The sequence below is a fragment of the Bradyrhizobium sp. ISRA430 genome (assembly GCF_029909975.1).
Taxonomy (GTDB): Bacteria; Pseudomonadota; Alphaproteobacteria; order Rhizobiales; family Xanthobacteraceae; genus Bradyrhizobium.
In genome coordinates, this window is the sequence record NZ_CP094516.1 from 6,584,743 (window position 1) to 6,605,325 (window position 20,583).

General features: G+C 64.9%; 24 protein-coding genes and 1 riboswitch. Of the genes, 9 read left to right on the forward strand and 15 right to left on the reverse strand.

Going from position 1 to position 20,583, the window contains the following annotated elements:
• Positions 1 to 5: 5 nt before the first annotated feature.
• The 3 genes from moaD to uvrC form a co-directional block, all read right to left on the reverse strand.
• The gene (moaD, locus tag MTX21_RS31225) at positions 6 to 257 is read right to left on the reverse strand and encodes a molybdopterin converting factor subunit 1 (protein WP_280968440.1); all 252 of its coding nucleotides are present in this window, start codon (positions 255 to 257) and stop codon (positions 6 to 8) included.
• Entirely contained in the window at positions 254 to 871 is a 618-nt protein-coding gene (gene pgsA / locus MTX21_RS31230; protein WP_280968441.1) for a CDP-diacylglycerol--glycerol-3-phosphate 3-phosphatidyltransferase, read from the reverse strand. The genes moaD and pgsA overlap by 4 nt, the downstream gene beginning before the upstream one ends.
• Positions 872 to 965: 94 nt before the next feature.
• On the reverse strand, positions 966 to 3,029 hold the full coding sequence (gene uvrC, locus MTX21_RS31235; protein WP_280968442.1) for an excinuclease ABC subunit UvrC: 2,064 nt from the start codon (positions 3,027 to 3,029) through the stop codon (positions 966 to 968).
• Between the two features lie 249 nt (positions 3,030 to 3,278).
• Here uvrC and MTX21_RS31240 point away from each other — a divergent pair, with 249 nt between their 5' ends.
• Positions 3,279 to 3,902 carry an outer membrane protein gene (locus MTX21_RS31240; RefSeq protein WP_280968443.1) on the forward strand — a complete coding sequence of 208 codons (624 nt, stop codon included), beginning with the start codon at positions 3,279 to 3,281 and terminating at the stop codon, positions 3,900 to 3,902.
• Positions 3,903 to 3,972: 70 nt separating this feature from the next.
• Here the strand turns inward: MTX21_RS31240 and MTX21_RS31245 are convergent, their stop codons facing one another.
• The 4 genes from MTX21_RS31245 to MTX21_RS31260 all read right to left on the reverse strand — a co-directional run bounded on the left by MTX21_RS31245 (position 3,973) and on the right by MTX21_RS31260 (position 6,699).
• Entirely contained in the window at positions 3,973 to 4,188 is a 216-nt protein-coding gene (locus MTX21_RS31245; protein ID WP_008544396.1) for a cold-shock protein, read from the reverse strand.
• A 253-nt stretch (positions 4,189 to 4,441) separates the two neighbouring features.
• A complete protein-coding gene (gene rlmJ, locus MTX21_RS31250) occupies positions 4,442 to 5,299 on the reverse strand; it encodes a 23S rRNA (adenine(2030)-N(6))-methyltransferase RlmJ (RefSeq protein ID WP_280968444.1) in 858 nt (285 codons plus the stop codon).
• A 127-nt stretch (positions 5,300 to 5,426) separates the two neighbouring features.
• Positions 5,427 to 6,128, reverse strand: coding sequence for a ribonuclease T2 (locus MTX21_RS31255; RefSeq protein ID WP_280968445.1), 702 nt, complete (start codon positions 6,126 to 6,128; stop codon positions 5,427 to 5,429).
• Positions 6,129 to 6,231: 103 nt separating this feature from the next.
• Entirely contained in the window at positions 6,232 to 6,699 is a 468-nt protein-coding gene (locus tag MTX21_RS31260) for a hypothetical protein (RefSeq protein WP_280968446.1), read from the reverse strand.
• Between the two features lie 182 nt (positions 6,700 to 6,881).
• Here MTX21_RS31260 and MTX21_RS31265 point away from each other — a divergent pair, with 182 nt between their 5' ends.
• Both MTX21_RS31265 and MTX21_RS31270 read left to right on the forward strand, forming a co-directional pair.
• Positions 6,882 to 7,175 carry a hypothetical protein gene (locus MTX21_RS31265; RefSeq protein WP_280968447.1) on the forward strand — a complete coding sequence of 98 codons (294 nt, stop codon included), beginning with the start codon at positions 6,882 to 6,884 and terminating at the stop codon, positions 7,173 to 7,175.
• A gap of 42 nt (positions 7,176 to 7,217) precedes the next feature.
• Positions 7,218 to 7,748, forward strand: coding sequence for a DUF3617 family protein (locus MTX21_RS31270; protein ID WP_280968448.1), 531 nt, complete (start codon positions 7,218 to 7,220; stop codon positions 7,746 to 7,748).
• Between the two features lie 149 nt (positions 7,749 to 7,897).
• Here MTX21_RS31270 and MTX21_RS31275 read toward each other — a convergent pair whose 3' ends face one another.
• The 4 genes from MTX21_RS31275 to MTX21_RS31290 form a co-directional block, all read right to left on the reverse strand.
• Positions 7,898 to 9,286: an ATP-binding protein gene (locus MTX21_RS31275; RefSeq protein ID WP_280968449.1), complete on the reverse strand. Its 1,389-nt coding sequence runs from the start codon at positions 9,284 to 9,286 to the stop codon at positions 7,898 to 7,900.
• Positions 9,287 to 9,310: 24 nt separating this feature from the next.
• On the reverse strand, positions 9,311 to 10,042 hold the full coding sequence (locus MTX21_RS31280; RefSeq protein ID WP_280968450.1) for a response regulator transcription factor: 732 nt from the start codon (positions 10,040 to 10,042) through the stop codon (positions 9,311 to 9,313).
• The gene (locus tag MTX21_RS31285; RefSeq protein WP_280968451.1) at positions 10,039 to 10,581 is read right to left on the reverse strand and encodes a MarR family transcriptional regulator; all 543 of its coding nucleotides are present in this window, start codon (positions 10,579 to 10,581) and stop codon (positions 10,039 to 10,041) included. The genes MTX21_RS31280 and MTX21_RS31285 overlap by 4 nt, the downstream gene beginning before the upstream one ends.
• Before the next feature lie 128 nt (positions 10,582 to 10,709).
• On the reverse strand, positions 10,710 to 10,937 hold the full coding sequence (locus MTX21_RS31290) for a hypothetical protein (RefSeq protein WP_280971190.1): 228 nt from the start codon (positions 10,935 to 10,937) through the stop codon (positions 10,710 to 10,712).
• Here MTX21_RS31290 and MTX21_RS31295 point away from each other — a divergent pair.
• From MTX21_RS31295 to MTX21_RS31315, 5 genes are all read left to right on the forward strand, one after another.
• Positions 10,918 to 12,000 (forward strand): branched-chain amino acid aminotransferase, encoded by a 1,083-nt coding sequence (locus MTX21_RS31295; RefSeq protein ID WP_280968452.1) that lies wholly within the window; start codon positions 10,918 to 10,920, stop codon positions 11,998 to 12,000. The genes MTX21_RS31290 and MTX21_RS31295 overlap by 20 nt on opposite strands.
• Before the next feature lie 131 nt (positions 12,001 to 12,131).
• A complete protein-coding gene (locus tag MTX21_RS31300; protein WP_280968453.1) occupies positions 12,132 to 13,022 on the forward strand; it encodes a branched-chain amino acid aminotransferase in 891 nt (296 codons plus the stop codon).
• 238 nt (positions 13,023 to 13,260) lie between these two features.
• The gene (hisS, locus tag MTX21_RS31305; protein WP_280968454.1) at positions 13,261 to 14,739 is read left to right on the forward strand and encodes a histidine--tRNA ligase; all 1,479 of its coding nucleotides are present in this window, start codon (positions 13,261 to 13,263) and stop codon (positions 14,737 to 14,739) included.
• A 55-nt stretch (positions 14,740 to 14,794) separates the two neighbouring features.
• Positions 14,795 to 15,043: a tautomerase family protein gene (locus MTX21_RS31310; protein ID WP_280971319.1), complete on the forward strand. Its 249-nt coding sequence runs from the start codon at positions 14,795 to 14,797 to the stop codon at positions 15,041 to 15,043.
• 196 nt (positions 15,044 to 15,239) lie between these two features.
• On the forward strand, positions 15,240 to 15,632 hold the full coding sequence (locus MTX21_RS31315; RefSeq protein ID WP_280968455.1) for a hotdog domain-containing protein: 393 nt from the start codon (positions 15,240 to 15,242) through the stop codon (positions 15,630 to 15,632).
• A 140-nt stretch (positions 15,633 to 15,772) separates the two neighbouring features.
• Here the strand turns inward: MTX21_RS31315 and proC are convergent, their stop codons facing one another.
• The gene (gene proC, locus MTX21_RS31320; RefSeq protein WP_280968456.1) at positions 15,773 to 16,600 is read right to left on the reverse strand and encodes a pyrroline-5-carboxylate reductase; all 828 of its coding nucleotides are present in this window, start codon (positions 16,598 to 16,600) and stop codon (positions 15,773 to 15,775) included.
• Between the two features lie 198 nt (positions 16,601 to 16,798).
• On the reverse strand, positions 16,799 to 17,299 hold the full coding sequence (locus MTX21_RS31325; protein WP_280968457.1) for a YbjN domain-containing protein: 501 nt from the start codon (positions 17,297 to 17,299) through the stop codon (positions 16,799 to 16,801).
• Between the two features lie 408 nt (positions 17,300 to 17,707).
• Positions 17,708 to 17,868: riboswitch (FMN riboswitch) on the forward strand.
• A 76-nt stretch (positions 17,869 to 17,944) separates the two neighbouring features.
• Between MTX21_RS31325 and MTX21_RS31330 the strand changes: the two genes are divergently transcribed.
• Entirely contained in the window at positions 17,945 to 18,535 is a 591-nt protein-coding gene (locus MTX21_RS31330; RefSeq protein ID WP_280968458.1) for a 6,7-dimethyl-8-ribityllumazine synthase, read from the forward strand.
• 217 nt (positions 18,536 to 18,752) lie between these two features.
• On the opposite strand, the gene MTX21_RS31335 is transcribed toward MTX21_RS31330, so the two are convergent.
• Together MTX21_RS31335 and MTX21_RS31340 are read right to left on the reverse strand one after the other, a co-directional pair.
• Complete coding sequence (locus MTX21_RS31335) at positions 18,753 to 19,706, reverse strand: ribose-phosphate pyrophosphokinase (protein WP_280968459.1); 954 nt, start codon at positions 19,704 to 19,706, stop codon at positions 18,753 to 18,755.
• A 194-nt stretch (positions 19,707 to 19,900) separates the two neighbouring features.
• Positions 19,901 to 20,536: a hypothetical protein gene (locus MTX21_RS31340; RefSeq protein ID WP_280968460.1), complete on the reverse strand. Its 636-nt coding sequence runs from the start codon at positions 20,534 to 20,536 to the stop codon at positions 19,901 to 19,903.
• Positions 20,537 to 20,583: the final 47 nt, after the last annotated feature.

Sequence of the window (20,583 nt, forward strand, 5' to 3'; positions counted from 1 at the left end):
TGCCGCTAGCCGCCGGTCATCGGCGGAAAGAATGCGATCTCGCGTGCGCCCGCGATCGTGGCGTCCGGCCTGACATGGGCGTGGTCGATCGCGGCGCGGATCACCTTCGGCTTCTCGAAGGCATAGGCATGGGCCTCGCTCCGGCCGGACAGCCAGGCGATCAGCTCCTCTACGGTGCGTACGCTCGCTGGCGGCTCGACGGTTTCCTCGGCCTTGCCGATCCGCTCGCGCACCCAGGCGAAGTATTTCAGCTTCATCCCTCATCCTCCCTGATGAGGTGATGGATGCCGGCGCGGAAATAATCGTAACCGGTGTAGATCGTGAAGATCGCCGAGATCCACAACAGCAAGAGGCCGATCTGCGTGACCACCGGCACCACCTGGTCGCCGGCTTCGCCCGCGAGCAGGAAGCCGATCGCGACGAGCTGGATCGTGGTCTTCCACTTGGCAAGCTTGGTCACGGGCACGCTGACCCGCAGTGCCGCCAGATATTCGCGCAGGCCCGACACCAGGATCTCGCGGCACAGGATGACGATGGCGGCCCATAGCGACCAGCCATGGATGATGCCGTCGGCGGCCAGCATCAAGAGGCACGAGGAGACCAGGAGCTTGTCGGCGATCGGGTCGAGCATCCGCCCGAACGCCGATTGCTGATTCCAGATGCGGGCGTAATAGCCGTCGAGGTAATCGGTCACGCCTGCCGCGATGAAGATGGCGACCGCCACCCAGCGCAACCAGAGCGGCTGGTCCATGATCGACTGGGCATAGATGCACCCGACGACGACCGGGACCGCGGCGATCCGGGCGTAGGTCAGGATGTTCGGGAGGGACATCGAGCTCTTGGCGGCCCCTCGTGTCGTGGCGATGTTCATCCGCTCTACCAATACCGCTGTGGCATGAAGGTCAACCGTCCGCCCCCAAATGGGACGGGGACACGACGACCATATGACTACGATCCCCTTTAGTTCACCCCGGTTGGGGATGGAAATACTCGAAAATCCTGCGTGCGCTCTCGGCGCTCACCCCCGGAACCTTGCCGAGATCGGCGATCGAGGCCCGCTCGATCTCCTTCAACGTTCCGAAATGATGCAACAAGGCACGTTTGCGTGACGGGCCGATGCCCGGGATCTCCTGCAAACCGGCCTCACGGATGTCCTTCTTGCGCAGCTTGCGGTGCGAGCCGATGACGAAGCGGTGGGCCTCGTCTCGCAGGCGCTGGATGAAATAGAGCACGGGATCGCGCGGCTCGAGCTTGATCGCCTCGCGGTCCGGCATGAACAGGGTCTCGCGGCCGGCATCCCGGTCCGGGCCCTTGGCGACCGACATCAGCGAGACCTGGGTGAGACCGAGACTCTCGAAGATCTCGCGCACGGCGTTGAGCTGGCCACGGCCGCCGTCGATGATGACGAGGTCCGGCCATTGCGGGAAGTCGTCGTCCTTGGCCTTGGCCGCACTCTCTTCCGGCGGGCTGAGCAGGCGTTTGAACCGGCGCTGCAGCACCTCGCGCATCATGGCGTAGTCGTCGCCGGGCGTGAGGCCCTCGGACTTGATGTTGAACTTGCGGTACTGGTTCTTCACGAAGCCGTCGGGGCCGGCGACGATCATCGCGCCGACCGCATTGGTACCCTGGATGTGGCTGTTGTCGTAGACCTCGATCCGCTTTGGCGGATGCGGCAGGCTCAGCGTTCCCGCCATCGCCTCGAGCAGTCGGCTCTGCGTCGCGGTATCGGCGAGCTTGCGCCCCAGCGCCTCGCGCGCATTGGTCAGCGCGTGGCTGACGAGCTCCTTCTTCTCGCCGCGCTTGGGCGCGGTGACCTCGACCTTGTGGCCGGCCTTGATCGACAGCGCATTCGCAAGCAGCTCGCTCTCCTCGATCTCATGCGAGAGCAGGATAAGCTTCGGCGGCGGTTTGTCGTCGTAGAACTGCGCAAGGAAGGAGCCGAGCACTTCCTCCGGCGTGAAGGTCTTCTCCGCGCGCGGAAAATAGGCGCGGTTGCCCCAGTTCTGCCCGGTGCGGAAGAAGAACACCTCGACGCAGGAGAAGCCGCCTTCCTGGTGGATGGCGAACACGTCGGCTTCCTCCACCGTGCGCGGATTGATGCCCTGCTGCGACTGGATCGCGGAGAGTGCAGCGAGGCGGTCGCGGTAGAGCGCGGCGCGCTCGAATTCGAGCTCGCCGGACGCCTTCTCCATCTCGGCGGCGAGCTCCTGCTTCACCGCTTGGCTCTTGCCGGACAGGAAGTCGGTCGCCTCGCGCACCAGGGTCGTATAGCCCGTAAAGTCGATCTCGCGGGTGCAGGGGCCGGCGCAGCGGCGGATCTGGTAGAGCAGGCAGGGCCGGCTGCGGCTCTCGAAAAACGAATCGGTGCAGGAGCGGATCAGGAACGCGCGCTGCAAGGCGGTGATGGTGCGGTTGACGGCGCCGGCGGAGGCGAATGGCCCGAAGTACCGCCCCGGTCGGGTCTGCGCGCCCCGGTGCTTCAGGATCTGCGGCGCCCAATGGTCGCCGGTGATCAGGATGTAGGGAAACGACTTGTCGTCGCGAAGCTGCACGTTGAAGCGCGGCCGGAGCTGCTTGATGAGGTTGGCCTCGAGCAGCAGCGCTTCCGTTTCGGTGTTGGTCGAGACGATCTCGACGGTGACCGTGGCTGCGATCATGCGCAGGATCCGCGCCGGCTGCGGCGCGCCCACGCGGGCGTAGTTGGACAGGCGCTTTTTGACGTTCTTGGCCTTGCCGACATAGAGCACGTCGGCGTTCGCATTCAGCATGCGATAGACGCCGGCCGAGGTAGGGGCGAGCCGGACGGCGCGCTCGATCGCCTCATGGCCTGTCGCGAGCGGGCCTTCGCCGATCGCGCCGCTCTCTTCCAGCATGTCCGGCAGCCGCGCGTCGTCTTCGTCCTCGCCGCTTGCCGCGGCGGGGTCGACGTCCGGGGGCACCAGTTCCTCGGTCGGGGCACCCGGCGCCGCGCCGCGCCGAGCCTTGCGCGCGCGCGCAGTCTCGGGGTTATCGGTGGAATCGTGATCCATGGGGCAAATTTAGGCGCTGGGGGCACCGATTTGAAGTTCCGCCACCGCGGCACGCAACAGGGCGCGCGCAGTTCCCGGTAACGCTTCCTTAAGTCTGTTAAGTGCGCGGTAACCGGCCTTAACAGCCCTTTAACTTAAAACTCTCGATAAATCCCACGCGAAAGCTTTTTGGTTCCGTAACCATCGGGCAGGGCGTAGCGCGGCGGCGCTCGCCTCGCACGCGTGGCGGCAGTTGCGTTGGAGAGTGTGATGAAGAGGTTCATTGTGGGCGCAGCCGCGTTGGTTGCAGCCGGCTGGACAGCTTCGGCAGAGGCCGCCGATCTCAATTACGGGCAGCGCGCGCCCTACACCGTCAATCAACCGCTCAATGCCTATAGCTGGGCCGGACCCTATCTCGGCGGCAACATCGGCTATGAATGGGGCTCGGTGAGCAACAATCCGACCAAGCCCTCCGGCTTCGTCGGCGGCGTGCAGGCGGGCTACAATTTCCAGAACGGTCCGTGGGTGTTCGGCATCGAGGGCGACATCCAGGCGACCGGCGCCGACGACACCTTCGCGCCGTGGAAGTTCTCCAATCCCTGGTTCGGAACGTTGCGCGGCCGCGCCGGCTACGCCTTCAGCAACGTGCTGTTCTACGGCACCGCCGGTCTCGCCTTCGGCGAGCTGAAGGGACAGACGTTCGGCTTGACCGAATCGCACACCACCGCGGGCTGGACTGCGGGTGTCGGCGCCGAAGTCGGGCTTGCGCCGAACTGGAGCGCAAAGCTCGAATATCTCTACATCGATCTGTCGACGAGTCAGTTCGCAATTACTGGCGTGTCAAACGGCTATAGCGCCAGCGTTGTGCGCGCGGGCGTGAACTATCACTTCTGATAGCAACAAGAAAAGACCGGACATTAACCCTCCCGGCCGCTTGCGGCCGGGAATTTTTTCGTCAGGCTTGCTAGGACAGGATCACCAAGTTGACCGCCTTGGGTCCCTTGCCCTTCTTGTCCGGTTCGACTTCGAATGTAATCCGCTGTCCTTCGGCAAGGTCCTTCAAACCAGCTCGCTCCACAGCAGTGATATGAACGAAAACATCGCGACCGCCGTCGTCCGGCTTGATGAAGCCGTAGCCGCGCTCGCCGTTGAAGAACTTGACCGTTCCCGTCATGGCCATCGGGAAACTCCTCCCCCGCAATGCTCCTCCGTCGCAACGCAGACTCACGTCACGACGTGACCGGGCTTCACGAAGCCCGGGAGCTGGCCATCCTTGGACGGACATCTCTGTCCGTTCGGATCTTTCTTAGGCCTTCACTCCGCCGCAACCATTCGCGGAAGCGGAACGCAAAGCCAGTCACGAACACAGCATAATACGGTTCTTTGCAGATTGACTACCATTCATGCATCTTTTTCCCAAAGATGCCGGGGCTTTACGGCTTCGGCACTTCGAGGCGGAAGCGCGCCGCGCCGCCTTGGCCGAGCGGCTTCTCCAGCTCCGGTAAGATGGTCCTGAGCTCGCCTTGCAGCATGTAGGGAGGATTGACGATCAGGAGGCCGGTAGTCGTGAGTGCACCATCGACCTGCGGAGCGACGCTGAATTCGAGCCGCAGGCATTTTCCGGGCGGCTTTGCCGCGGCTGCGGCCCGCGCGACAATTTGCGCCAGCGTGTCGGTGGCGCGCCGGCTCTTGGCCGGATACCAGATTACATAGATACCGGTCGGCCATTTCGCGAAGGCGCTCGAGAAGGCCTCACCCAGCCGCTCGAACTCGTCCTTTGCTTCGAAGGGCGGGTCGATCAGCACGAGGCCGCGCCGCTCTTTCGGCGGCACAAAGGCAGGTAGCGCCACCCAGCCGTCGAGATCGACCACGCGGGCCTGTTCGTCGCGCCGCAGCACATCGATCAGCGCCTTGCGCGCCTTCGGCTCCAGCTCGCAGGCGACGAGGCGGTCCTGCGGACGTAGCAGGCCGCGCGCGATCAGCGGCGAGCCGGGATAGGCCTTGAGCTCGCCCTTCGGATTGAAGGCGCGGACGATGTCGAGATAGGGCTTGGTCAGCACTGCGGTCTCGTTCGAGAGCCGCGCCTGCATGAGCCGCGCAATGCCGGTCAGCCATTCGCCGCTGCGGCGTGCCTCGTCGCTTTCGAGATCGTAGAGGCCGGCCCCCGCATGGGTGTCGATGACGCGGAACGCGCCCGGCTTCTCCTGCAGATAGGTCAGGATGCGCGCCAGCACGATGTGCTTGATGACATCGGCAAAGTTGCCGGCGTGAAAGGCGTGACGGTAGTTCATGGCGGGGCTACGTTGTCTTACGCGGTCCCAACCCCTTGTCATTGCGAGCGCAGCGAAGCAATCCAGAATCTATCCGCGGTGGCAGTCTGGATTTGCTTCGCTGCGCTCGCAATGACGGACGCGGGGCCTAACCGCCCCGGATCGGCGGCATGGTGACCTGGTCGCGGCGGCAGGCGCGGCGTTCGATCTCCTCGCAGGCCCGGAATTGCAGATCCTTGCTGAGGCAGATGCGGACCTCGGACAGCCGTGTCCGGTTACAGGTGACCGAAACGGCCGCATTGCTCAGGCCCGGATTGGCCTTGATGAAGGCTTCCTCGACCTCGGCCGGCGCCACGGTCTTGGTCTGCGACAGGTCGAGATATTCGGCCGGAATCTTGATTGCAGCGCGTGCTTTCCGGATCGTCTCGAAATAATTGCGGTCGGTGAGCCCAGAGCAGGTGCCGTGCTTGTCCCACTCGTTGAAGATCAGGCCCGGCGCCGGCATCAGGTCCAGCATCGAAGAGACGATGCTGCGATTCAGCCGCGGCGCCGGCCGTTGGCAGTATTCCGGGAAGCCGTTCTCATATTGCGGCCAGAGCCCATGCACCACGAAGGAATAGGGCCGCCCGTCGCATTGCATCTGGGAGCGTCCGCCGCCGCGGCCGCGCTCTGCGGTCTCTTCGCAGAAGGATGGCGACCATGACAGCGACAGGACGTAGAAATCGAATTCGCCGGGTGCATTCTGCCGCTTGTCCTGCGCCATCGCAGCGCCGGCGAGCGACATCAGCACGGCGGCAAACGTGAGCGAGATCATCAAGCGGGAAAACGACTGCAATCTGGAATGAAACATGGCAACGCCCCTCAACTAGACTGCGCGAAGCCTAGCAGGCGATAGGAACATTTCAAGAACAAAATTCGTCAGGCCACGCGCGTCGGGGCGCCGTCGATCCGAATCAGGGCTTGGCGCCGCGGCAGGCGGGGTTGTAAGCCCAGTTGCGGTCGAGCCCGACCACGCACCATTCCACACCTTGCCCGAAACCGGCGAAGCCGCCGTCCTCGATGATCGAGAAATGCACCCTGCGCACCTTGCCATCGTTCAGCATGGCCTCGCCGGTGCAGTAGCGGCGCGGAATGTTGTCGGACTGCCAGGGCCGGAATGCGATCTCGTGGACGCTGGAAAAGCCGGTGATCTTCAGCGGGGAATTCCAGAATGAGCTTTCTTTTTCCCAGAACTGGGTGGCGATCGTCGGCAGGGCCTTGTCGCAATCGGCGACGCGGCCGTCATAGCGCGGCCCGCTCAGCCAGAAGTTCAGCTCCAGTGGATTGGCGGCCTTGGCCTCGCCGAGCGACAGCGCTCCGAACAGGAGGCCGAGCCCCGCGGCAAGGCGGAGCGATTTCAGGGAGGTCGAAAGGGCGCGCATGGGCAATCCAAAAGGCGTGGTCTGCGAAGGTCGGACGGTGCCGCGAAGGCTGAAGGAGGTCAAGTGCAGCGCGGCAACACTTGCCGACGAGTTGACGGTCACGGCGCGGCAGGCGGGCCTTCCGTTCTTTTCAGCGTCTCGCAGGCGCCGTAAACTGGGACCAGCCAAATGGAGTGACGGGAATGCGAATCATTGCGGCCGCGGGCCTTCTTGTCTTGGGAATGCTGGCGAGCCAGCCGGCACGCGCCGACATCCTGCCGGTGCCGCCGTTCAAGGGCAACGACACCGGCGGCATCATCGCGTATTCGATGGCGACCCAGACCGATGCGCGACAGGTCGCGGTCAATCACTGCGCGCAGTACGGCAAGGTGGTGAAATTCCTCGCCGTGCAGGCTTATGAGGGCGGCTACATCTCGTTTGCCTGCCGCTGGGTGCCCTATGGCACCGCTGACCGGCCGATCCGCACGCTCTACTGAGCCGTTGCTCGTCACGCCACGACAGATTCGGGGGCCTCTCGCATGACGCGGCAGCTTGCTTTGCTTGGTTCGGCCGTTTGCCTCGTGTTGTCGGCAGGCGCCGCCTGTGCGGACGATCTGCCGACGCGCAAGGCCGGCCTGTGGGAGATGAAGATGGTCAGTGCCGGCTCGCCGATACCGGAAATGACCATGCAGCACTGCACCGACGAGACCGTCGACAAGGAGATGAGCAACAACCTCTCCCCGATGGCCAAGCAGCTCTGCTCCAAGCAGGACATCAAGAAGACGGCGACCGGATATGTCAGCGATTCCGAATGCAGCGTCGCCGGCGTGACCACGACCGCGCATGCCGAGGTATCAGGCGATTTCAATTCGGCCTACACGGTGAAGACTTCGTCGCACGCGCAAGGTGGTGTGGCCGGCGTGGCGGGGCGCGATTCCACGATGACGATCGAAGCCAAGTGGCTCGGGGCCTGCAAGCCGGATCAGAAGCCCGGCGACATCGTAATGCCCGGCGGCTTCAAGATGAACATGCGCGACGCCGACAAGCTGAAGAACCTGCTGCCGAAGTAGCAGGGGTTGTAATCCGGACGGAGCGCCGCGAAATCCGGTTTCCGCGCCTCGGATTCTAGTCACGCGGCGCGATGCGCTCCCTTGCCCCGTTCTTACGGGAGAGGATTGGGGTGACCTCTCCCCGCAAGCGGGGCGAGGTAAGGCAACGGCTACACCGGTATCCGCACGCTCGCCCGCAAGCCGCCCATCGGGCTGTCGCCGAGCGTAATGTCGCCGCCATGGGAGCGGGCGATATCGCGGGCGATCGCAAGGCCAAGGCCCGTGCCGCCTTCGTCCTGGTTGCGGGCATTGTCCAGGCGCAGGAACGGCTTAAACACCTCTTCGCGCAGATGGAGTGGAATGCCCGGTCCGTCGTCATCGACCGTGACGGTCAAGTAACGGTGATCGCGCTGGCCGGCGATGGCGATGGTCTTGCCGTAGCGGGCCGCGTTGGTGACGAGGTTGGCGAGGCAGCGCTTGAACGAGGCCGGCTTCACCGTCACCACCGGCAGTCCGTGGAACGTCACGGTCGCGGTGTGGCCGTGGCGTTCGGCGTCGCTGCGCAGCTCTTCGAGCGCCTGCGCCATGTCGGTCGGTTGCGCCTGCTCACCGGAATCGCCGCGGGCAAAGGCAAGGTAGTCTTCCAGCATCATCGACATCTCGTCGACGTCCTTGCGCATGCCCTCGAGCTCGGGGCTGTCGCCGATCAGCGCCAGCTCGAGCTTGAAGCGGGTCAAGATCGTGCGCAGGTCGTGGCTGACGCCGGCCAGCATCGCGGTGCGCTGCTCCATCGCGCGCTCGATGCGCGATTTCATCTCTAGGAAGGCAACGGCGGCGCGCCGCACCTCGCGCGCGCCGCGCGGTCTGAAATTCGGTGCCTCGCGGCCTTTGCCAAAACTTTCGGCGGCGTCGGCAAGGCGCAGGATCGGCCTGATCTGGTTGCGCAGGAACAGCACCGCGACGATCAGCAAGATCGAGGACGTGCCGACCATCCAGAACAGGAAGATCTCCGAGTTCGAGGCATAGGCGGCGCTGCGCTGTGCGAACACCCGCATCACGGCGTCGTCGAGCTGAATGCGGATCTCGACGAGGTTGGAGCGACCGACGGTATCGATCCAGAACGAGCGCCCGATCTGGCGGCCGAGCTGCACCGAGAGCGTCTGGTCGAGCAGCGAGAAGAACGGTTTCGGTCCCGGCGGCGGCATATCGCCGGCAGGCAGGAAATCCACCACCAGCCCCAAGCGCTGCTGCGCGATGCGGCGGATCTGGTCGCGGTCCTTGTCCTGCGGATAGCCCTTGTAGACGTCGATCAGGGCGGCGATGTCCTGCACCACCGCAGCGGACAGCCTTCGCGTCACCGTGTTCCAGTGACGCTCCATGAACACGAAGGCGACGACCGATTGCAGCACCACCATCGGCACGATCATGATGAGCAGTGCGCGGGCGTAGAGGCCGGTCGGCATCCAGCCCTTGAACGCGTTGCCCATCCAGCCATTGGCGGCGGAGACGCGGCCGGCGGCGCTCCTTAGCAGCGTCAGCCCGGTATCGATCGTGCTCATCGGTCGCGCTTCACTGCTCTGGACTTACGGCGTCGCCACCAGCCGGTAGCCGATGCCGCGCACCGCCTGGAGGAACAGCGGATTGGCGGGGTCGGTCTCGATCTTGCGCCGTAGGCGATTGATCTGCACGTCGACGGCGCGCTCGTTGACGCTGCCGTTTCCGGTCAGCGCGCTGCGCGGCACGGTTTCACCGGGGGTCTCCGAGAGGATCCGCAGCATCTCGCGCTCGCGGTCGGTCAGGTGAATGACCTCTTCGCCCTGACGCAATTCGCCGCGATCGAGGTGGAAGACGTATGGCCCGAACGCGATCTTCTCGACCGTCGCGGCCTGCGGCGGCGGTGCGGCACGCTTGAGAATGTTGATGATGCGCAGCGCGAGCTCGCGCGGCTCGAACGGCTTTGCCACGTAGTCGTCGGCGCCGATCTGAAGACCCTCGATCCGAGCTTCCGCCTCGTGCCGCGCCGTCAGCATCACGATCGGCACCGACGAGGACTGGCGGATGAAGCGGGCGAGGTCGAAGCCAGTCTCGCCGGGCATCATGACGTCGAGGATCAACAGGTCGAAATGCAGTCCCATGAGCTTTGCGCGGGCGTCCGACGCGCTCGCGGCGGTGGTGACGCGGTAGCCTTCGCCGGCGAGAAAGCGCGACAAGAGATCGCGGATGCGGCGGTCGTCGTCGACCAAGAGGAGATGCGGGGCATCGTCGGCCGGGCGCGCCGGCGGACGTGCGAGAGTGGCAGCGAGCGGCACGTTCACTCCTTTGCGTCAGGGTTGCCCGAGGCGAAGATCGTCTCGAGCACCTTGTCCGGATCGTCGCGGTCGATCATCGCGCGCAGGAAGCGCTTGACGGTCTCCGCATCCTGCGGGCCCATTTCGGCGAGCGCCTTGGTGATCCGCGTGGTCTGGAGCCCGGCGAGCTTCTGCACCAGCGCCTCGCCCTTTGGCGTCGCATATAGCAGGCGCTGGCGGCGGTCGTTGTCTCCGGTCTTCTGCACGATGTAGCCCTCGTCCAGGAGCTGCTTGAGCACGCGGCCGAGCGACTGCTTGGTGATGCGCAGGACGTCCAGGAGGTCGGCGACCTTCAGGCCGGGGTAGCGGTAGACGAAGTGCATGACCCGGTGATGCGCCCGGCCGAAGCCGAAAGCCTCCAGCTCCTGGTCGGGATCACCGACGAAATCGCGATAGGCGAAGAACAGGAGCTCGATGATATCCCAGCGCAAATTGCCTCCATCGGACGCGGCCGGCCTGGGCTCGGCGGCGTCATGAGAGGATGTCGCGAAATTTATGTCAGGCATATTGACGTATCTTGGGTTCAATGTTACAAAACGATCAGCCCGCACGAAATTTTAGATCGCTTCGCGTCGGGTGGCTTCGTCCAAGTCGGCCGGGGATAGCCGGACAGACGGCGACGGCCGGATGAGATCTACCGTGCGATTGTCGAGCGGCATTTCGGCAAAACATACTGGACTTCCGCCTTCCGCAAAAGCATGTCCTCCGCGGCATGCTGGCCACGGAAACCGGCCGTAAAAAGGCTGGCGGTGGTCCGGTTCAAATTCAATCGAGCCAGCCGGGCCCGAAACAGACAGGCCGGCGCCGGAATGGCGCCGATACCGACAGCGGGAGGCAAGGAAATGAGCATGAAATTCGACATCCAGCCCGCCGCAAATCCGACCTCCGAGAAGGACCGCATGGCCAAGCTCGTGGACCCCGGCTTCGGGCGGATTTTCACCGATCATATGGCGATCGTCCGCTATAGCCAGGCCAAAGGCGGTTGGCACGATGCGCACATCGAGGCGCGCGCCAATTTTCAGCTCGATCCCGCCGGTGCCGTGCTGCACTACGCGCAGGAGATTTTCGAAGGCCTCAAGGCCTACAGGCGCGACGACGGCGGCGTGAACCTGTTCCGCCCCGACGCCAATGCGCGGCGCTTCAAGGCTTCGGCCGAGCGCATGGCGATGGCGCCGTTGCCCGAAGACGTCTTCATCGAAGCGGTCGAGCAGGTCGTGCGCATCGACCGCGCCTGGATCCCGGGCGGCGAGGGCAGCCTCTATCTTCGTCCCTTCATGATTGCGAGCGAGACCTTCCTCGGCGTGAAGCCGTCCTCCGAATACATCTTCGCGGTCATCGCTTCGCCGGTCGGCTCCTATTTCAAGGGCGGCCCTGCGCCGGTGTCGATCTGGGTGTCGGAGAATTACACGCGTGCCGCGGTCGGCGGCACCGGCGCCGTCAAATGCGGCGGCAACTACGCCGCGAGCCTGCGGGCGCAGGCTGAGGCCATCACGCATGGGTGCGATCAGGTCGTCTTCCTCGACGCGATCGAGCGCCGCTACATTGAGGAGCTCGGTGGCATGAACGTCTTCTTCGTCTTCGACGACGGCTCGCTCTCGACGCCGCCGCTCGGCACGATCCTGCCGGGCATCACCCGCGACTCGATCATCGCGCTCGCCAGGGACGCCGGCAAGACGGTGCGCGAGGAGCTCTATTCGATCGATCAGTGGCGCAAGGATGCAGCGAGCGGCAAGCTGAAGGAAGCGTTCGCTTGCGGCACCGCCGCCGTGATCTCGCCGATCGGCAAGGTACGCTCGGTGAGTGGCGACTTCGAGATCGGTGGCGGTGTGGCAGGCCCGGTCGCCATGGGACTGCGCAAGCAGCTCGTCGACATCCAGTACGGCCGGACCAACGATCCGCACAACTGGATCAGACAGGTCGTCTGAACCGGCGGCGGAATTACTCCGCCGCGTCTGCGACAGACTGAGATTTCCTGACTGAAGCACGGACGGCACGCGTCTCGCCGGGACGCGCGCGGCCGCGTGCGCGCAAAATTCAACGGCACCGGGAGAGAGCCATGGGAGTTTCATTCGACAAGATCGACGGCGTCATCTGGTTCGACGGCAAGCTCGTGCCGTGGACGGAGGCCAATGTCCATGTGCTGACCCACGGCCTGCATTACGCGAGCTGCGTGTTCGAGGGCGAGCGCGCCTATGGCGGCAGGGTGTTCAGGAGCACCGCGCATTCCGAGCGGCTGAAGGCGTCGGCGGGCATCCTCGATTTCGAGATTCCCTATTCGGTCGCCGAGATCGATGCCGCAAAACAGCTCGTGATCGACGGCAACGGCCTGCCAAATGCCTACCTGCGCCCGATCGCCTGGCGCGGCTCGGAGATGATGGGCGTCTCGGCGCCGAACAACACCATTCATCTGGCGATCGCCGCCTGGACCTGGCCGAGCTATTTCGATCCCGCGGAGAGGCTGAAGGGCATCCGCATCGATCTTGCCGAGTACCGCCGGCCCGATCCGCGCACGATCCCCGCGCTTGCCAAGGCGAGCGGTCTCTACATGATCTGCACCATCTCCAAGCATAGGGCCGAACGGAAGGGCTACGCCGATGCGATGATGCTGGACTGGGAGGGCCGGGTCGCCGAATGCACCGGCGCCAACATCTTCTTCGTCCGCGACGGCAAGCTGCACACACCGATCGCCGATTGCTTTCTGCCCGGCATCACGCGCGCGACCGCGATCGAACTGGCGCAGCGCCGCGGCATCGAGGTGGTCGAGCGCCGCATCATGCCGGAGGAGCTCGACGGATTCACCGAGTGCTTCATCACCGGCTCCGCCGCCGAGATAACTCCGGTCTCCGAGATTGCGGCGTGGAAATTCACCCCGGGCGCAATCTGCGAGCAGTTGATGCGGGACTACGCCGCGGAGGTGCAGCCCAAGGGCAAGCAGGCGGCGGCGTAGGAAGCTCTCGTGTCCCGGACGCGGTACAGCGCCGCTTCAGCGCTGTGCCGCAGAGCCGGGACCCATCCCGCCGCGTCTGGACCCCGGATCAGCAGCGCACCACGCCGCAAGCGCGGCGTGCTGCGCAGCATCCGGGGAACGCCACAGGCAGTCGAGGCGCCATGAACTCCCCCGCAAGCGTGGCTAGGTGAAGAGAACTCCGGTTGCCGCCTTGCGCGTCGGCTGGTAAACGCCGCGCATGGCCGAGAAACCCAAAAAACCCCAGAAACTGAAGGCGCGCCTGCCGCGCGGGCTCGAGGATCGCGATCCCGCCGCGATCAAGGCGACGCGCCAGATGGTCGAGAAGATCCGCGCCGTCTACGAGCTCTACGGGTTCGAGCCAGTGGAGACGCCGGCGATGGAATTCACCGATGCGCTCGGCAAGTTCCTGCCCGACCAGGACCGCCCGAACGAGGGCGTGTTCTCGTTCCAGGACGATGACGAGCAGTGGATTTCGCTCCGCTACGACCTGACCGCGCCGCTGGCCCGCTACGTCGCCGAGAATTTCGACACGTTGCCAAAGCCCTATCGCAGCTACCGCGCCGGCTACGTCTTCCGCAACGAAAAGCCCGGCCCCGGCCGCTTCCGCCAGTTCATGCAGTTCGATGCCGACACGGTGGGCTCCGCGACGCCGGCGGCCGATGCCGAGATCTGCATGATGGCCGCCGATACGATGGAGGCGCTGGGCGTCAAGCGTGGCCAGTATGTGGTCAAGGTGAACAACCGCAAGGTGCTCGATGGTGTGCGCGATGCGCTCAGCATCGCCGATGACGGTCAGTGGCTCACCGTCATGCGCGCGATCGACAAGCTCGACCGGCTCGGCCTTGACGGCGTCCGGCAGTTGCTCGGCACGGGTCGCAAGGATGAGTCCGGCGACTTCACCAAAGGGGCAGGGCTGAACGAGGATGACATCACGCTGGTCGTTTCCGCCATCGAACAGAACAAAGATGCTCCGATCGATCCGCGCCTCGGTGCAAGCGCGATCGGACAGCAGGGGCGCGACGAGCTAGAAGAGATCCGCAGGCTCGTGACCGCCGCGGGGTATGGCGAGGACCGCATCAAGATCGATCCGTCGGTCGTGCGCGGCCTCGAATACTACACCGGCCCCGTCTATGAGGTCGAACTCCTGCTCGACACCAAGGACGAGAAGGGCCGCCCAGTGCGATTCGGCTCGGTCGGCGGCGGCGGCCGTTATGACGGCCTGGTCTCGCGCTTCCGCGGCGAGCCGGTGCCGGCGACCGGCTTCTCCATCGGAGTGTCGCGGCTGCAGGCCGCGCTGACGCTGCTCGGCAAGCTCGACACGCGGCCCGAGTTCGGGCCCGTCGTCGTTACAGTATTCGATCGCGACCGCGTCGCAGACTATCAGAAGATGGTCGCGACCTTGCGAGGCACCGGCATCCGCGCCGAGCTCTATCTCGGCAATCCCAAGAACATGGGCAACCAGCTCAAATATGCCGACCGCCGCAATGCGCCTTGCGTGATCATCCAGGGGTCTGATGAGAAGGCCCGCGGCGAGGTGCAGATCAAGGATCTGATCGAAGGCGCGAAGGCGGCCGCTGCGATTGCCTCCAACCAGGAATGGCGCGAGAGCCGCCCGGCGCAGTTCTCATGCAGCGAAGCCGAGCTCGTCGCGAAGGTGCGCGAGGTGCTGGCGCGCCATGACGTGAGCTGGGGCTAGCCATTCGCAAGCGACGTCGTGCCCGGGCTTGTCCCGGGCATCCGCGTCCTGTTTGATGGCGGCCGTCAATGGCCGGTGTTCGGCCGCAAGGGAGAGAAAGATGCCTGAGATCACCATCAGCATGGCCGAAGGCCGCACCGACGAACAGAAGGCCGGCATGATGCGCGACATCACTCAGGCGCTGGTGAAGAATCTCGGCGTCGACGCCGAAGCCGTCGTCATCCAGATCAACGAAGCTCCGCTTCGCCACAAGATGAAGGGCGGCAAGACGTTTGTAGAACGCGCAGCCGCGGCGAAGAAATAGTTTCGACCACAGCGATAAGCCCGGCTGCTGAAGCAATCACAGCCGTCGTCCCGGCGAAGGCCGGGACCCATAACCCCAGGGAGCGGTTGTGGGCGTGAGCTATGAGTTGCGAGTCTTCGCCAAACTCAAGCTTGTGGTTATGGGTCCCGGATCCTCCGCTTCGCTTGTCCGGGACGACGATTTGGATGGAGCAAGCATGGACGCACGCGACTTCATCAAAATCGGCATGAGCGCCGAGCGCACGCTGGTGGTCCCGGCGGAGCGCACGGTCGGGCATTTCGTGCCCGGCATGCCGATGGTCTATGCGACGCCGATGATGATCCTGGAGATGGAGATGACCTCGGGCGACGCGATCCGCAGCGTGTTGAGGCCGGGTTGGGTCACGGTCGGCACCGAGGTCGATATCCGCCATCTCGCAGCAGCCCTCGTCGGCGCGACGGTGCGGACCACCGCGAAGGTGGTCGCGGTCGAGCGCCGCGTCATCCGCTTCGAGGTCGAGGCGTTCGAGGGCACGCGCAAGCTCGGCGAGGGCCGCCACGCTCGCGGTCTCGTCAATGTCGAGCTGTTCAACAAGCGATTGGGCGCATAGCCGCGGGCTCGAAACCGTAGGGTGGGTTAGCCGAAGGCGTAACCCACCACGGTCTGTTCCAGCGGAAGCTAAAGTGTGGGTTACGCCGAGCGGACCGCGCTTGGCGCAGCCGCCGGGCTAACCCACCCTACGAAACTTAGCTACTTCGCCAGCTCCTTCGATCGCTTCGTCGCTGCGGCGATTGCGCGGATCATCAGATCGCGCAGGCCGGGCTCGCCCATCAGCACTTCGAGAGCCGCAGCGGTGGTGCCGCCGGGCGAGGTCACGTTCTGGCGCAGCGTGCTTGTCGCAAGCTCCGAGCGGTGCAAGAGCTCGCCGGCGCCGGCGGCCGTTTCGCGTGCGAGCTTGGTCGCGAGCGCCTCGGGCAGGCCGGCTTCCACGCCGGCGCGGGCAAGCTCTTCGGCGAGCAGGAAGACGTAAGCCGGGCCCGAGCCGGAGACGGCGGTCACCGCATCCATCAGGGTTTCGTCGTCAACCCATTCCACCGAGCCGGTGGCGCGCAGCAATGCATCGGCCACCGCGCGCTGCTGCGTGCTGACATTGCTCGCCGCGACCGCAACGGTGATGCCGCGGCCGATCGCGGCCGGAGTGTTCGGCATCGCGCGCACCACCGCGCCGCCGCAGACCTCCTGAAGCGAGGCGATCGTGGTGCCCGCCATGATCGACACCACCGAGGTCTTGTCCGAGACGAACGGCTTCAGCCTGGCGCCGGCCTCGCGGAAGGATTGCGGCTTCACCGCGACGACCAGCGTCTCGACCGTGCCGGCCGCCGTCACATCGGGGTTGAGCGCAACGCCCTTTGCCGCGAGCGCGCTGATCTCCGGCGAGAGGTGCGGATCGATCACCGCAATGCGGCGCGGGTCGAGCCCGCCCGCCAGCCACCCGCTCAGCATCGCGCCGCCCATCTTGCCGGCGCCGGCGAGGAGGATGGTGCCGGTGACGTTTTGAAGAGTGCTGTCGTTCGCCATCGCTGTTGCCACACGTAAAACCGTCGTCCTGGCGAAAGCCAGGACCCATTACCCCAAGGGGTTCTAGTGGATGAAGGGCAGAGCAACAAGGCGTGCCACAAGCGGCATCACGCGGTATGGGTCCCGGGCTCGCGCGGAGCCTGTCATCGGGTCCCGCTTCGCGCGGACCCGTTGGCGCGTCCCGGGACGACGAGGGCCTTACGCCTCTCCCACCGTATCGAACATCGCCGCGTCCATCGCTTCAGTCGTGGTCTTGCCTGCCCACACTACGAACTGGAACGCGGGAAAATAGCGCTCGCAGGCATGGATGGCGCCGGCGAGCATGGTCTCGCATTGCGCGGTCGAGGCGGTCAGGCCGGCGGGCAGCACCAGGGCCTGACGATGCATGATCATGCCGGTGTTGGTCCAAAGATCGAAATGCCCGATCCACAATTGCTCGTTGACGGCAGCGACGAGCCGCTGCACCTCCGGTCGGCGCGCGAGCGGAATCTTCATGTCGAACGCGCAGGCCAGATGCAGCGCCTCGATGTCGCCCATCCACGTGAAGGAGAGCTGATAGTCGGTCCACTGTCCCTTGGAGACGATGGTGAGCTCGTCCTCGCCGGAACGTTCGAACGGCCAGTTGTTGCTGGCGGCGATGTCCTCGACCACCGCGAGCGGATGGTTTCGGGAATCGATAGTGCCTTCGAGCAGGGACATGCCGTCTCGACCTCTTGCCTTCTTGTTGTCTTTGATACGCACGCGGTTGGCCCGGCGCACGCTCCCTCAACGTCGCTACGCGATCCCCTCGGAGTCGCTGTTGCGATCCCTCGGATCAACGCGGGCCTGTCGCGATCAAGTGATGTGATTTGCGGAATCTGCGCAACTGGGTCCCGAGTCCGTCCACAACCTCGGACTCGTTCGTCCACAGCTCATCTCCGCCACAATTCTTAACGGGAAGAACAAACCGGAATCGGATTCCCGAAAGGGCAACCGCTCACGAATTCCGCCCTGCGGGGCGGGACCGACATGGCGGCATGGGACCATGCGGTTTGCCTATGCGGAACGCACTTGCTGCGGCCGCGCACCCGCGTCATATTTCCGTTCAGGTCGCTCATCCCGGGCGGCCGATGTTCTCAGGGCGGGGTGAAAGTCCCCACCGGCGGTAAGGGCCCAAAAGGCCTAAGCCCGCGAGCGCCTTCCAGCCGGGTTTTCGCCGAATGGAAGGGTCAGCAGATTCGGTGCAACTCCGAAGCCGACGGTCAAAGTCCGGATGAAAGAGAACGGTCGGTGGCAGACGCATCGCAAGATGCGGCTGTTTGTCGTTCCGTGTGCCCTGATTCTGGTCCTTAACCGAGGAAAGCCATGAATCAGATGTTGCAAGACCCGCAAGTCGAAGCTTCGCAAGCCCAAACTTCCGAACAAGCCCAAACGCAACCGCCGCCGGTTCCACAGGATCTGCCGCCGGTGCTCGAGCATCCACGCTTCGCCAGGCCGCAACGCGTGGCCTTCGTGCAGGCCTGCTGGCATCGCGAGGTGGTCGAGGAGGCCCGCATCGCCTTCCTGAAGGAGGCGGAGGCACGCCACCTCAATCATGTCGACGTGTTCGAGGTGCCCGGTTCGTTCGAGATTCCGCTGCATGCACAGATACTCGCCAAGACGCGGCGCTATACCGCGATCGTGGCAGCCGGCCTCGTCGTCGACGGCGGCATCTACCGTCACGAGTTCGTGGCCGACACCGTGATCAAGGCGCTGATGGACGTGCAGCTCCGCACCGAGGTGCCTGTGTTCTCGGCCGTGCTGACGCCGCAGCAATTCCATGAGACCGAGGTGCATTACGACTTCTTCCGCAAGCACTTCGCCATCAAGGGCACCGAAGTCGCGCAAGCCTGCGCCAACACGCTGCTCGGTCTCGAGCGCCTGCGCGGCCAGGTCGCGGCGGGAATCGTGGGGTAAGCTGCTTGATCGGTGAGGGACGGGACGGGAGGACCGCGCTCTCCCTCGCCCCGCTTGCGGGGTCGCGACGAGCTTCGCTCGCGCTGAGAGGGTGGGGTGAGGGGAGTCTCCGCAACGTCGGTGAGGGCGGGACTCGCGGAAGCTCCCCCTCACCCGGAATTCAAGCTTCGCTCGAATTCCGGCCTCTCCCCGCAAGCGGGGAGAGGCAAAGAAAAAACTAGTCGAACAGGCTCGAAACCGACTCTTCCGCGGCGGTGCGCGTGATCGCGTCCGAGATCAGGCTGGCGATCGGCAGCGTGCGGATGTTGGCCGACTTGAGCACGGCCTCGGTCGGCTGGATCGAGTCGGTGATCACGAGCTCCTTGAGCTGCGAGGAGGCGATGCGTGCCGCCGCGCCGCCGGAGAGCACGCCGTGGGTGATGTAGGCGTAGACTTCCTTGGCGCCCTTGGCGAGCAGCGCGCCGGCCGCGTTCACCAGCGTGCCGCCGGAATCGACGATGTCGTCGACCAGGATGCAGGTATATCCGGAGACGTCGCCGATCACGTTCATGACCTCGGACTCGCCGGGACGCTCGCGCCGCTTGTCGACGATCGCGAGCGGGGTGTTGATGCGCTTGGCAAGACCGCGCGCACGCGCGACGCCGCCGACGTCGGGCGAGATCACCATCACCTTGGAGAGGTCGAACCGCTCCTTGATGTCGCGTACCATCAGCGGTGCGGCGTAGAGGTTGTCGGTCGGGATGTCGAAGAAGCCCTGGATCTGGCCGGCATGCAGGTCGAGCGTCATGACGCGGTCGACGCCGGCCTGCGTGATCAGATTGGCAACGAGCTTGGCGGAGATCGGCGTACGCGAACCCGATTTACGGTCCTGGCGGGCGTAGCCGAAATAGGGGATCACCGCCGTGATACGGCGCGCCGAGGAGCGGCGCAGCGCATCGGTGATGATCAGCAATTCCATTAGATGGTCGTTCGCCGGAAACGAGGTCGATTGCAGGATGAAGGCGTCCGAGCCGCGGACGTTCTCCTGGATCTCGACGAAGATTTCCATGTCGGCAAAGCGCCGCACCACCGCTTTGGTCAGCGGCAGATCCAGGCCTTGCGCGATGGCTTGTGCGAGGGCCGGATTGGAGTTGCCGGCGACAAGCTTGATTGAGCCGTTCTTGGCCGACATAGACGTTTCCTCCCGCGCTTTGCTGGATACGACTTTCAACATCTCAGACCCACTGGAAGCACGGTTTACGACGGGCGAGGAAATATCAGGCCCAAGGCCGCACTGGCAACCCGGGATGCTACGTTTTCCATGCGAAAATCCCGAGTCGGGCCAACGGTTTGGCCGGGACTTCTGAAAATACCTGGGGGCGTGGTTTAGCGCTGGTTATCGCTGGCATAGCCGAGTGCGGAGGCGGGCATGTCCGGCGCTATGGCGCCCGGCAGCACACCCGCCACCGCCGGTCCCCTCAGCCCCGGGGCAGCCCCCGGCACATCCGGCGAAGTCCCGTTGATCATATTGGAAAGTCCGCTGAATCCGGCCTGGGCGATCTTCCGCAGGACGAGGTCGTCGGCGGCTAACCAGGGGTCGCGCCCGCCCTTGGCCGAGGCCGGTTCCTCGCCCGACAGCCGCAGCGCGCGCTGCTGATTGGCGTCGTAGACGTCCCAGACCCAGGCGATCACGGTCTTGCCGCGCACGACCTGGGCGGAGAGGTAGCTGCGCACGCGGTAGGCGGCCGCCCCTTCGCGGGAGACGATCGACAGGCTGCGCAGCTTGGATTCGCTGTCGAGCACGCCCACCATGCGGTCGAACACCTGCGGCGGCGGCCCGTCGATGGATTCGAAGGCCACGGTCGCGCCGCTGCCCGCGCTCGGCGCCATCGCATACGAGTTGCTCGGCGCCCCGCCGCCGGCACAGCCGCCGAGCGCGCAAGCAATCGCGACCGATGCGGCCGCGATTGCGGCGCGCACGGTTGTCCCGGTTTGGCGCAGACGGGTTGACGCTTCCCTCATTGCGCCTTGCGATATCGTTAAAATACCTTAACGTCTAGGGCAGGCGG